Origin of the sequence: Burkholderia sp. MSMB2157WGS (assembly GCF_001532755.1) — a bacterium.
GTDB lineage: Bacteria > Pseudomonadota > Gammaproteobacteria > Burkholderiales > Burkholderiaceae > Burkholderia.
Genome location: NZ_LPJG01000021.1, coordinates 35,645 through 47,369 on the forward strand (window position 1 = coordinate 35,645; position 11,725 = coordinate 47,369).

General features: G+C 66.6%; 10 protein-coding genes and 1 pseudogene. 9 read left to right on the forward strand and 2 right to left on the reverse strand.

The window, feature by feature from the left end; translation table 11 throughout:
* Positions 1–9: 9 nt before the first annotated feature.
* The 4 genes from WT53_RS13710 (at position 10) to WT53_RS13725 (ending at position 4,076) form a co-directional block, all read left to right on the forward strand.
* A complete protein-coding gene (locus tag WT53_RS13710; protein WP_034204302.1) occupies positions 10–951 on the forward strand; it encodes an ABC transporter substrate-binding protein in 942 nt (313 codons plus the stop codon).
* A gap of 65 nt (positions 952–1,016) precedes the next feature.
* Positions 1,017–1,907 (forward strand): amidohydrolase, encoded by an 891-nt coding sequence (locus WT53_RS13715; RefSeq protein WP_034206122.1) that lies wholly within the window; start codon positions 1,017–1,019, stop codon positions 1,905–1,907.
* A 67-nt stretch (positions 1,908–1,974) separates the two neighbouring features.
* Positions 1,975–2,748: a FadR/GntR family transcriptional regulator gene (locus WT53_RS13720; protein ID WP_034204303.1), complete on the forward strand. Its 774-nt coding sequence runs from the start codon at positions 1,975–1,977 to the stop codon at positions 2,746–2,748.
* A 182-nt stretch (positions 2,749–2,930) separates the two neighbouring features.
* Positions 2,931–4,076 carry an alpha-hydroxy acid oxidase gene (locus tag WT53_RS13725; RefSeq protein WP_034204304.1) on the forward strand — a complete coding sequence of 382 codons (1,146 nt, stop codon included), beginning with the start codon at positions 2,931–2,933 and terminating at the stop codon, positions 4,074–4,076.
* Between the two features lie 49 nt (positions 4,077–4,125).
* Here WT53_RS13725 and WT53_RS13730 read toward each other — a convergent pair whose 3' ends face one another.
* Both WT53_RS13730 and WT53_RS34090 read right to left on the reverse strand, forming a co-directional pair.
* Positions 4,126–5,367: an FAD-binding oxidoreductase gene (locus tag WT53_RS13730; RefSeq protein ID WP_034204305.1), complete on the reverse strand. Its 1,242-nt coding sequence runs from the start codon at positions 5,365–5,367 to the stop codon at positions 4,126–4,128.
* Between the two features lie 118 nt (positions 5,368–5,485).
* Positions 5,486–5,650: pseudogene (locus WT53_RS34090) on the reverse strand (amidase); the annotation flags it as partial.
* Positions 5,651–6,229: 579 nt separating this feature from the next.
* Between WT53_RS34090 and WT53_RS13735 the strand changes: the two are divergent.
* The 5 genes from WT53_RS13735 (at position 6,230) to WT53_RS13755 (ending at position 11,720) form a co-directional block, all read left to right on the forward strand.
* Positions 6,230–6,937: a YfiR family protein gene (locus WT53_RS13735; protein ID WP_034204306.1), complete on the forward strand. Its 708-nt coding sequence runs from the start codon at positions 6,230–6,232 to the stop codon at positions 6,935–6,937.
* Positions 6,934–8,202: a diguanylate cyclase domain-containing protein gene (locus WT53_RS13740; protein ID WP_034204307.1), complete on the forward strand. Its 1,269-nt coding sequence runs from the start codon at positions 6,934–6,936 to the stop codon at positions 8,200–8,202. The genes WT53_RS13735 and WT53_RS13740 overlap by 4 nt, the downstream gene beginning before the upstream one ends.
* 86 nt (positions 8,203–8,288) lie before the next feature.
* Positions 8,289–8,798 carry an OmpA family protein gene (locus WT53_RS13745; protein WP_034204308.1) on the forward strand — a complete coding sequence of 170 codons (510 nt, stop codon included), beginning with the start codon at positions 8,289–8,291 and terminating at the stop codon, positions 8,796–8,798.
* Between the two features lie 357 nt (positions 8,799–9,155).
* Positions 9,156–11,276, forward strand: coding sequence for a type VI secretion system Vgr family protein (locus WT53_RS13750; protein WP_034204309.1), 2,121 nt, complete (start codon positions 9,156–9,158; stop codon positions 11,274–11,276).
* A gap of 21 nt (positions 11,277–11,297) precedes the next feature.
* Positions 11,298–11,720 (forward strand): DcrB-related protein, encoded by a 423-nt coding sequence (locus tag WT53_RS13755; RefSeq protein WP_006484761.1) that lies wholly within the window; start codon positions 11,298–11,300, stop codon positions 11,718–11,720.
* Positions 11,721–11,725 lie beyond the last annotated feature (5 nt).

Sequence of the window (11,725 nt, forward strand, 5' to 3'; positions counted from 1 at the left end):
AGACGCGAAGTGATCAGGAGCAAGGTGTTGAACGCGATCGTCGGACTGACGTTCGCCGTCGGCGTCACGGCCGGCGCGCAGGCACAGGAAACCTATATCCCGCTGATCTCGAAGGGCTTTCAGCATCAGTTCTGGCAGGCCGTGAAATCGGGCGCGACGCAGGCCGCGAAGGACTACAAGGTGAAGGTGACGTTCGAAGGGCCCGAAACCGAAGCGATGGTCGACAAGCAGATCGACATGCTGTCGGCCGCGATCGCGAAGAAGCCGGCCGCGCTCGGCTTCGCGGCGCTCGACAGCAAGGCCGCGCTGCCGCTGCTGAAGAAGGCGCAGGCCGAGAAGATTCCGGTGATCGCATTCGACTCGGGGGTGGACAGCGACATTCCCGTGACGACGGCCGCGACCAACAACAAGGCGGCTGCCGCGCTCGCCGCCGACAAGCTCGCCGCGCTGATCGGCGACGAAGGGCAGGTGGCCGTGGTCGCGCACGACCAGACGAGCCGCACCGGCATCGACCGCCGCGACGGCTTCCTCGACCGGATGAAGTCGGCGCATCCGAAGGTGCAGGTCGTGACCGTGCAGTACGGCGAAGGCGATCAGCTGAAATCGACCGAAGTGACGAAGTCGATCCTGCAGGCGTATCCCAAGCTCAAGGGGCTGTTCGGCACCAACGAAGGCTCGGCGATCGGCGTGGTCAACGGCGTGCGCGAGATGAAGCGCAAGGTCGTGATCGTCGGCTACGATTCCGGCAAGCAGCAGAAGGACGCGATCCGCAGTGGGCTGATGGCCGGCGCGATCACGCAGAACCCGATCGGCATCGGCTACAAGACGGTCGAGGCGGCCGTGAAGGCGATCAAGGGCGAGAAGCTGCCGAAGGTCATCGATACCGGCTTCTACTGGTACGACAAGACCAATATCGACGATCCGAAGATCGCGGCGGTGCTGTACGACTGAACGTGGCGGATGGGCGGGCGACGATGGGGGCCGCCGCCGCCGCGACGATCGAACACGAGGGCATCATGGGCGCAGTGCGTATCGATTCGCATCAGCACTTCTGGCGTTACCGCGCGGCCGACTATCCGTGGATCGGCCCCGGCATGGGCGTGCTCGCACGCGACTACCTGCCCGACGCGCTGTGGCCGCAGATGCATGCGCAGGCGCTCGGCGCGTCGATCGCGGTGCAGGCGCGCGCCGGGCGCGACGAGACGGCGTTCCTGCTCGATCTGGCGCGCGACGATGCGCGCATCGCCGCGGTGGTCGGCTGGGAGGATCTCGGTGCGCCGGCGCTGGCCGACCGTGTCGCCGAGTGGCGCAGTCCGAAGCTGCGCGGTTTTCGTCATCAGGTGCAGGACGAAGCCGACGTCGGCGCGTTCGTCGCCGATCCCGGCTTCAATCGCGGCGTCGCGTGGCTGCAGGCGAACGGCTACGTGTACGACGTGCTCGTGTTCGAGCGCCAGTTGCCTGACGTGCGTGCGTTTTGCGCACGGCACGACGCGCACTGGCTCGTGCTCGACCACGTCGGCAAGCCGGCGCTCGCCGAGTTCGAACGCGACGACACGGCGTTCGCGCGCTGGCGCGCGTCGCTGCGCGAACTCGGCGTGCTGCCGCACGTCGCGTGCAAGCTGTCGGGGCTCGTGACCGAAGCCGACTGGCGGCGCGGCCTGCGCGCGCAGGACATCCGGCACATCGAGCAGTGCCTCGACGCGGCGCTCGACGCGTTCGGCCCGCAGCGGCTGATGTTCGGATCGGACTGGCCCGTATGCCTGCTCGCGGCGTCGTACGACGAAGTGGCGTCGCTGGTCGAGCGCTGGGCCGAGTCGCGGCTGTCGGCGGCCGAACGCGGCGCGCTGTGGGGCGGCACGGCCGCGCGTTGCTACGCGGTGCCGGGCGATGTGAAGCGCGGCATATAAAATAGGCGCGAACGGTCCGACGATTCGTCGGGCCGTCCGGAACGAAACCGATTACCAGCGTCAACGTATGTCCATCCAGCCGATTCAGAACCGCCGCCTCTACCAGCAGATCGCCGACAAGCTCAGTGCGATGATCGAGTCCGGCGATTTCCCGCCGGGCAGCTATCTGCCGCCCGAGCGCGAACTCGCCGAACGGTTCGGCGTGTCGCGCACGTCGGTGCGCGAGGCGCTGATCGCGCTCGAAGTGAACGGGCTCGTCAGTGTGCGCGTCGGCGACGGCGTGAAGGTGCGCCAGCCCGAAGCGTCCGCCGCGCCCGAACCCGCGTCGGCGCCCGATGCGACGGTAACGGTCGCGCCGTTCTCGATCGTCGAGATCGATCCGGAGCTCGGCATCGCGCTCGATCTCGACACGGAAATCCCGCCGTTCGCGCTGCTGCAGGCGCGCCGGCTGATCGAGCCGGAAGCGGCGTCGCTGGCCGCGCAGCACGGCTCGGACGCGCAGATCGAAGGCATTCACGAAGCGTTCCTGCGCAATCAGGACGACAACCGCAGCGGCTCGCTCACGCACCCGGGCGACCGGCTGTTCCATATCCGCATCGCGGAAGCGAGCGACAATCCGGCATATGCGCTGATGATCAAGCAGTTGCTCGCGCACAAGTACGATCCGATGTTCCAGCGGCTGCAGTCGCTGTACATGCCGAACGACATGCCGCACCGGTCGGAGCGCGAGCATCGCGCGATCCTCGACGCGATCCGCGCGCGCGACCCCGACGCCGCGCGCCGCGCGATGGCCGAGCATCTCGACGAAGTGATCCGCATCTTCGGCCGCGCGCTCGACTGAGTGCGCGCGTCGATTCCCTGCAGGTTCGGAAGCGGCGGACGCGATGCGCCCCCTTCCGGCTGCCGACGCGGCCTCCGTTCCGCACGAGGACGCCGGCCGCCGGGACCGAACGAACGCTGCGATGCGAGCGCCGCGCGCCGGCCCACCGGCACGCCGCTCGCGCGCCGAATGGAGTGTGACGAATGCGCGTGAACGATTGCCACAATTTCCACGACTTCCGCGAGCTGGCTCGGCGGCGGTTGCCGGGACCGATCTTCAATTACATCGACGGTGCGGCCGACGATGAAACCACGTATCGACGCAACACGCGCGCGTTCGAGAGTTGCGATCTGGTGCCGAACGTGTTGCGCGGCGTGCGCGATGTCGACCTGTCGGTGACGGTCATGGGGCAGAAGCTCGGCATGCCGGTTTATTGTTCGCCGACGGCGCTGCAACGCCTGTTTCATCATGACGGCGAGCGCGCGGTCGCCGCCGCGGCCGCGAAGTTCGACACGATGTTCGGGGTGTCGTCGCTCGGCACGGTGAGCCTGGAAGAAGCCCGTGCGATCAGCCAGGGCCCGCAGGTGTACCAGTTCTACTTTCACAAGGATCGCGGCCTCAACCGCGAGATGATGAACCGCTCGCGGCAGGCCGGCGTGAACGTGATGATGCTGACCGTGGACAGCATCACCGGCGGCAATCGCGAGCGCGACAAGCGCACGGGCTTCTCGATTCCGTTCCGGCTGACGCTCGCGGGGCTGACCGAGTTCGCGTTGAAGCCGGCCTGGGCATTCAACTATCTGACCCACGAGCGGTTCCGTTTGCCGCAACTCGACCGGCATGTCGACATGGGCGGCGGCGCGATGTCGATCAGCCGCTACTTCACGGACATGCTCGATCCGTCGATGTCATGGGACGACGTCGCCGCGATGGTGCGAGAGTGGAACGGACAGTTTTGCCTGAAAGGCGTGATGTCGGTCGACGACGCCCGCAGGGCGGTGGACATCGGCTGTACCGGCATCGTGTTGTCGAACCACGGCGGCCGGCAACTGGACGGTTCGCGCGCCGCGTTCGATCAGCTTGCCGAGATCGTCGACGCGGTGGGCGACCGGATCGACGTGATGATGGATGGCGGCGTGCAGCGGGGTTCGCACGTACTGAAAGCGCTGGCGCTGGGTGCGAAGGCGGTCGGCCTCGGGCGTTACTACCTGTTCCCGCTCGCCGCTGCAGGGCAGCCCGGCGTCGAGCGCGCGTTGCAGCTGATGCGGGCGGAGATCGAACGGGACATGCGGCTGATGGGCTGCGCGTCCGTTGCGCAGCTCGGGCGGAATCAGCTTCGCTTTCGCTGACGGCGGGTGCGGCGCCGTTCGGGCCCGCGCGCCGGCCGGTATCGCGCGCTCAGAAGCGATCCGCGCGATACGGCGCCGGATCGGTGAACGGCGCCTCGCCGGTCATCATCTCGGCCAGCAGCCGCCCGGTGACGGGGCCGAGCGTCAGCCCGTGATGGTTGTGCCCGAACGCGAACCACAGCCCGCGATGCGCGGGCGCGGGGCCGATCACCGGGCGCATGTCGGGCGTGCACGGCCGGAAGCCGAGCCACGGCTGCGGGTCGAGCCGCTCGCCGAACCCGAACACCGGCCGCGCGACGCGTTCCGCGCGCTCGAGCTGCACGCCCGTCGGCGGAAGCCCGCGCCGCGCGATCTCGACGCCCGTCGTCAGCCGCAACCCGCGCCGCATCGGCGCGATCACGTAACCGTATTCGCGATCGACGATCGGCGCCGACGGCACGCCGCGCGCGGACGGCGCGTAGTGCATGTGATAGCCGCGCTTCTCGCGCAGCGGGATCTTGTAGCCGAACTTGCCGAACACGGTATCGGACCACGGGCCGAGCGCGACGACGACGGCCGGCGCGGCCGCCGGGCCGTCGTCGGTCCGGACCTGCCAGCCGGGCGACAACGCGTCGAGGCTCGCGGCGTCGCCCGTCAGCAGCGTGCCGCCGCCTTGCACGAACAGTTGCGCATACGCTTTGACGAGCGCGGCCGGGTCGACGACGCTTTTCGGGTCGAGCCAGTGCAGCGCGCCGCAAAAGCCCGGTGCGAGGCTCGGTTCGTGCGCGAGCAGCGCGGCCGCGTCGAGCGGTGTGATGCCGAGCCCGTGGCGGCGCGCGGTGAGGCCGGCCTCGGCCACGCCGCGTTCGAACGCGGCCGGCGTGCGGAACGCCTCCAGCCAGCCGCTCGCGCGGATCAGTTCGCCGGCGCCGGCCCGCGCGATCAGCGCGTCGTGTTCGACGATGCAGCGTTCGATCAGCGGCAGCATGTCGCGCGAAGCCGCCGCGTGGCGCAGCGGCGCCGATTCCCACCAGAACCGTGCGAGCCACGGCGCGAACGCGGGCAGCGACGCACTGTGCCAGTAGAGATCGGTCGAGCGGTTCAGCGCATAGCGCATCAGCGTGAACGGGCTGCGCGGGAACGGATACGGTTCGACCGACGAGCGCTCGATCAGCCCCGCATTGCCGAAGCTCGTGCCTTCGCCGGGCGCGCCGCGATCGACGAGGGCGACCTTGCGGCCGCGATCCTGCAGGTGCAGCGCGGCGGAGACGCCGACGATGCCGGCGCCGAGAACGATGACGTCGAAATCCATCGATGATGAGTGACGGTTGGCGGGGCGCTTGCCCGCGGGACGGTGCGCGCGCCCGGGTTGGAGAGTGTTCGAGCTGCAAGCATACTCGCGGCGGCGCGCGGCACCAAGGGGCGCGTCGCTAGCGGGGCAGGTCGCGCCACGCGGCCGAAAGCCGACGCGCGGCGTCGAAGCACACCGCGTCGCCGCCGGGCGCACCGATCAACTGCACGCCGACCGGCAGTTCGCCCGATGCGAAGCACGGCGCGCTGACGACCGGCAGTCCCGCGAATGAGATCGGCTCGGTCTGTCGCGACGCCGGTGATCGCGAATGCGGGTGTTCAAGTTGGCGGGGAGGCGGCTAGGGGAGACGTCGGCTGATTTGTCGGCGGTGGGTGGCTCAGAGGTATCGCGGTTGTTCGCGCAACCGAACGCGAGAATGCATTCGCGTCCGGTGCGTGGGCAGATCGTGTGACAACGGCTATCTGCAGTCGAGCGTCAGCATTGCGATGCCGTGATTCGTCAATCGACTGTGCAGTTTGTCGAGCCGACCGTGGAGGTAGTTGCAGACGGCGGCCCCATGCACTGGAAAACGTTCTGACTCACCAAGTAAGACCATATGAATTTTGAGGCAGCCGCGCATCCAATCCGCTGATCGATCCTGTGGCGTTGGCACTGAACCAACGATGGATGCCACACTGCCCAAATCACCGAAACAGCCCCAATTCCCCATACTTCCCACGATTTCTCCCGGGTGTATCCCACTGGTTGTCCACGCGACTTTCTACCTAAGATGAAGGAATCGTGCGCGTTAATTCGGTACCTGCACGCGCATGGAGGGAGGCAGTAGGCAGCGTCGGGACCGACGCCAGCGGATGTTCCCGTCATGGATGCGAAAGTGAGCGCGTCCGCTGCCGGTTTTGCGACTGCAGCGGCGCCAACGGGCGCGGCGGCAATGGCCGCGCGGACGGCGTCCGGCCGCCTTGGCCGAATCGCTTCGCTGCGCCACGCGTTTCTCGCAATCGTTTGCGTTCTGAGTGCTGCTCCCGCCGTGCTAGCCGGGGTTCCCGCCGATGCCGACGATACGCCCGACACCGTGCGCATCGCCGCCGCCGCGAGCCCCGCCGATTCCCGCGATCCCGCCATTTCGTCACACGACACGGCCGTGCGTCAGGTCGTGCTCGGCATCATCAGCTTCACGCGCTGGCCGACGACGCCCGTTCGTCTGCATTTGTGCGTGACGGGCCGGCCCGACTACGCACGCGGTCTGACCGACACGCTGCAGGCAGGCTCGACGCTGCTCGACGTGCAGCGCGTGCGCTTCGACGATCCCGCGCTCGGCATGGTCTGCGACGTCGTCTATCTCGGCACCCTGAGCGAAGACGAGAAAACACGGGTGAGGGCAGCAGTGGCCGGCCATCCTGTCCTGACGATCTCGGAGCACGATCCGTCGTGCACCGCAGGCGGCATGTTCTGTCTCAACGTCGACGGCGAACGCGTGTCGTTCGACATCAATCTCGACGCCGTCGCGCGCAGCGGCGTGCGCGTGCATCCGAACGTCCTCAATCTCGCACGACGGCCGGTGACGCCATGACACGGTCCGCACCTTCCGTTTCCGCTTCGCGCCCGCCGCGCCCGACGCTGCAAAGCGTGTTGCGCCGCGCGCACCTGCGTCTCGCGTTCGTCGCCGTGACGATGGCCGCGGTGTCGTTGATCGTCGTCGCCGTGATCGCGTTGCGAGCCTATGCCGGCAACAACCTGAACCTGCTGGCGCGCTCGCTCGGCTATACGGTCGAGGCGGCACTCGTGTTCGGCGATCGCATCGCGGCGAACGAAGCGATCGGGATGATCGCCGGCGAGGAGGACGTCGCGCAGGTAGTCGTCACCGACAGCAAGGGACAGCTGTTCGCGACGTGGCAGTTGCCGGCCGGAAACGGGATCGTGCGGCTCGAGCGCGCCGTCGCCGACGTGGCGCTGCCTGGGCCGGTTACCGCCCCGGTGATGCATGACGGCATCATCGTCGGCCACGTCGTCGTGCGCGGCCGCGGGCACCAGTTCTTCGGCTTCCTGCTCGGCGGCGTCGGCGGCATTCTCGGCTGCCTCGCCTTCAGCGTGTTCGGTGCGTACGTCAGCTCGAAGCGCTTGCTGCACAACATCGTTTCGCCGCTGCGCGCGCTGGCTGGCGTTGCGCACGCGGTGCGGCGCGAGCGTGCGTTCGGGCGGCGCGTCGAGCCCGCGGCGATCGCCGAACTCAACCAGCTCGGCGACGACTTCAACGCGCTGCTCGATGAATTCGAAGACTGGCAGAACACGCTGCGCGACGAGAACGCGTCGCTCGAGCACAAGGCGACGCACGATGCACTCACGGGGTTGCCCAATCGCGTGCAGTTCGAATCGCGCCTCGCGCTTGCGCTTTGCGATGCCACGTTGACGGGGCAGCGAGTCGCCGTTCTTTATCTCGACTGCGACCGCTTCAAGGAGATCAACGATTGTCTCGGCCACGACGCCGGGGACGCGGTGCTGATCGGCATCGCGGCGCGGCTGCGCACGCGGGTGCGCGAGACCGATCTCGTCGCGCGCCTGGGCGGCGACGAATTTGCGGTGATGCTGGCGTCGGTGCCCGAGGCGGGCAGCGTGGGCCGGATCGCCGACGAGATTTTGTCCGGCATGGCGCCGTCGATCGAGCTGTCCGACGGCCGCGTGGTGGCCACCATGATGAGTGCCGGCATTGCGCTGTATCCCGATCACGCGTCGGACGCGAGCGGCTTGCTCCGAGCGGCGGATATCGCGATGTACCGCGCCAAGCGCGCGCGGCCGGGATCGTGGCGGTTGGCGGAGAGCGTTGCAGGGCCGGTGTGACGTTGATCGACTCGCGCTGCGGGCGAGGCCGCAGCGGCGGTTAAAAGAAGCGCTTGCAGAGCGGGCGCGATAGAAGGGGATGCGAAATGAACCACTCGTTTCCTTTGAGCATGGGGCGGATGTGCGTCGGGAGTGCGCTGCTGCTGGGCATGCTGCTGGGGGGCTGCAAGACGCCGCCGCTTCATCGCGGGCTGACGCAGACGCAGGTCACGGCGCTGAAGTCGGCCGGGTTCCAGGAGACCGGGCAGGGGTTCGAGTTCGGTTCGACCGGGCCGATCCTGTTCGATTTCGATCGGTACAACCTCAAGCCGGATGTGCGGCGGATCGTCGAACGGATCGGTCGGACGTTGCAGTCGGCGGGGATCAACGGGGTGCGGGTTTATGGATACTCGGACGATGAAGGGGAGGCGGCTTACGATTTGGAGTTGTCGAGACGGCGGGCCGAAGTCGTTGCTGTCGAACTGGTCGACGTCGGACTCGATGCGAAGCGGATCGCGATCGTCGGGAAAGGGAAGCGCGATCCGGTAGGGGACAACAAGACGCCGGCAGGGCGGGCGCAGAATCGGCGGGCGGCGATCGTGGTTTCGCCGCGGTGAGGGAGGTGTGCCGCGATATCGATTGCACGCCTGCCGACCAGTAGGCTGTCTAGTATGGTTGCTCAAACACTGCCGCCGGAATGTCCTGGAGCGGTCAGTTCGTTTCAACTGTTTCCTGCCATTGTCACGCAGACGCCTGAGGATGCAGTGTCGCGGTTTTCATTGCAGGCCGTTGCGCTGCTTCGGCGCGGCGTGCCGCCTCCGGGGCCCAGCCGGTGGTCTCTTTTTCGGATTTTCAGGGCTCGAACGAAAACGTTTGCGGACGTCTTTCAAGCAGTCGGGTTTTACCCTACATTATCGGGGCTGCGGGCCGGCGAGCCGGCTCATGGAACCTGAGATCACACGCAAGGAACAAGAATGAGTTTCGCTCCGAACGGGGGTATTCCCAGTGGATTGGGCGGCAGTGCGCTCGGCTCGTTGAGCGCGCTCGGGGGCCTCGTCGGCCCGGTGGCGTCGAGTGTGGCCGGCAGCCTCGGGCCGCTCGCCGGCCTGGCCGGGCACGTCGACACCGTCCAGCGCGCGATGCAACTCGCACAGACCGGCTTCTCGCTGATGGACAAGACGCCCGGCGCGATTGCCGAGGCGATCAACGGCGCTGCCAACCCGGCACGCCTGACCCAGCTCAACCGCTATGTGACGCTCGACACGCCGCTCGGCCCGGATGTGCTGCTGGTCAGCGCGGCCGTCGTCGACGAGCACGTGAACCGGTTGCCGGAAATCCACCTCGACCTGCTGTCGCATCGCCACGACCTGCGCCCGGAGGATCTGATCGGCCAGCAGATCAAGATCCGCTTCGACCAGCAGGCGCGACTGTCGACGCTCGAACGCGTCGTGGCGTCGGGCACCGGCGACAACGACCGCTATTTCGACGGCTACGTCGCGTCGTTCGACCGCGCCGGCAACCCCGGGAACGTCACGCAATACCACCTGACGGCCGTGCCGTGGTTCTGGTTCCTGACGCGCTCGACCGACTGCCGGATCTTCCAGAACAAGACCGCGCAGGACATCCTCACCGAGATCTTCCAGGAACACGGTTTTTCCGATTTCGTGTTCGACATCCGGACGAGCCAGAAGCCGCTCGAGTACGTCGTGATGTACCAGGAGAGCTACTACAACTTCTGCGCGCGGCTGATGGAGCAGGAGGGGCTCGTGTGGACGCACCGCTACGAGAAGGACAAGCACTTTCTCGTGATCGGCGACACGAACCTGCTGTTCCGCCCGATCGAGGGGCTCGCCACCGTGCCGTTCGCCGCGACCGAGGCCAGCGAAGGCGGCGGCATCGACCAGTTGCACGAAGGCCGGCGTTTCGGCGTCGGCAAGGTCACGTTCCGCGACTTCAATTACCAGAATCCGTCGTCGCCGCTGATGCTGGTGGAGGCCGGGCCGCAAAACCTCAAGCATGCGCGGCTCGATGCGACCGAGCGGTTCGAGCACCAGTCGCTGTACGACCACGGCGACGACGGCAACCGCTACGCGCGTTACGCGATGGAGGCCGAGGAGGCGCAAGCCCATCGTTATACCGGCGGCGGCTATGCGTGGCGCATGACGACGGCGGGCACCGTGACCGTCGCGAACCACCCCGTCCTCGAAAACAACCAGGAGTACGTGATTCTGCACGTGCGTCACGAGGCCGTGAACGACTATACGCAGCACAGTGCGACGCTGCCGTACCGCAACAGCTTCTCGCTGCTGCCGAAGAAGATCCCGTACCGCGCGCCGCGCGCGACGCCGAAGCCGGTGATTCACGGCACGCAGTCGGCGATCGTCGTCGGGCCGAAGGGCGAGGAAATCTATACGAACGGCAGCGCGGTGAAGGTGCATTTCCCGTGGGACCGGCGCGGCAAGAAGGACGGCTCCGATTCGATGTGGGTGCGCGTGTCGCAACCGTGGGCGGGCGACGGCTGGGGCGCGGCCGCGATTCCGCGGATCAAGCAGGAAGTGCTGGTGGCGTTCAATCAGGGTGATCCGGATAACCCGGTGATCGTCGGGCGCGTGTTCAACGGCGAGCAGGGTAACCCGTATCACGGCGCGGCCGGCCAGACGATGGGGATCAAGAGCCAGACGCACAAGGGGCAGGGGTCGAACGAGTTGCTGATGAGCGACGTCAATGGTGCACAGATGTTCTACATGCATGCACAGAAAGACATGCATACCGTTGTCGAGGACGCGCAATGGACTCAAGTTCTCAAAGGCGACCGGACCGTCGAGGTCGGCAAGGGCAACCATACGACGGCTGTCGCGGTTGGCAATTTGTCGGACGTTGTCGTGCAGGGCAATACGCTGCATCAGACTCCGCAGGGTGTGCACACACTGGAAGCCAAGGAGCTGTGGATCAAGATCGGCGGCGATGGCGGCACGCGTATCCACATGACTGCTGACTCGATCGACATCTATAAGGGCGAGTCGGTGATCCACCTGGATGACAGCAACATCAATATCCAGGCTGCTCGAACCGACATCAATCCGAAGAACGGCTGACACCAATAAGGATAACAAAGCATGTACCAGATGCAGGAAGGCACGTTGGCGCTGCCCGTGGAGTGGCAGGACAAAACGATGAACGTATTTGTGTCGGCAGCGACTGGCACGGAAGGCGTGAGTTTCGTGATCACGCGCGAGCGACTGCCGTGGGGCATGAAGTTCGCCGAATATGTGTCTAGCGAAATCCGGAAGGTGGCGAAGCAGGTTCCAGATTATGCCGAGGTGGCAAATGAAGACGCCACCGTATCCGGGCGCGCCGCGCATGTGCACGAGTTTACGTGGACGAACAACCAGGCGCCCATTCACCAGCGGCTGACGATGGTGGAATACGGGCAGGTTGTCCTGATGCTCACCTTTACTGCGCCCGGCACGCTGAGTGACACACAGCGCGAACAAATCCGGGCGGTGATTCAGAGCCTTCAGTTGCGCGATCCGATCTGAGGCTG

Coding starts and splice junctions, on each gene's coding strand:
- WT53_RS13715 (WP_034206122.1), top strand. CDS start 1,017: ATGGGCGCAGTGCGTATCGATTCGCATCAGCACTTCTGGCGTTACCGC.
- WT53_RS13720 (WP_034204303.1), top strand. CDS start 1,975: ATGTCCATCCAGCCGATTCAGAACCGCCGCCTCTACCAGCAGATCGCC.
- WT53_RS13725 (WP_034204304.1), top strand. CDS start 2,931: ATGCGCGTGAACGATTGCCACAATTTCCACGACTTCCGCGAGCTGGCT.
- WT53_RS13730 (WP_034204305.1), bottom strand. CDS start 5,367: ATGGATTTCGACGTCATCGTTCTCGGCGCCGGCATCGTCGGCGTCTCC.
- WT53_RS13735 (WP_034204306.1), top strand. CDS start 6,230: ATGGATGCGAAAGTGAGCGCGTCCGCTGCCGGTTTTGCGACTGCAGCG.
- WT53_RS13740 (WP_034204307.1), top strand. CDS start 6,934: ATGACACGGTCCGCACCTTCCGTTTCCGCTTCGCGCCCGCCGCGCCCG.
- WT53_RS13745 (WP_034204308.1), top strand. CDS start 8,289: ATGAACCACTCGTTTCCTTTGAGCATGGGGCGGATGTGCGTCGGGAGT.
- WT53_RS13750 (WP_034204309.1), top strand. CDS start 9,156: ATGAGTTTCGCTCCGAACGGGGGTATTCCCAGTGGATTGGGCGGCAGT.
- WT53_RS13755 (WP_006484761.1), top strand. CDS start 11,298: ATGTACCAGATGCAGGAAGGCACGTTGGCGCTGCCCGTGGAGTGGCAG.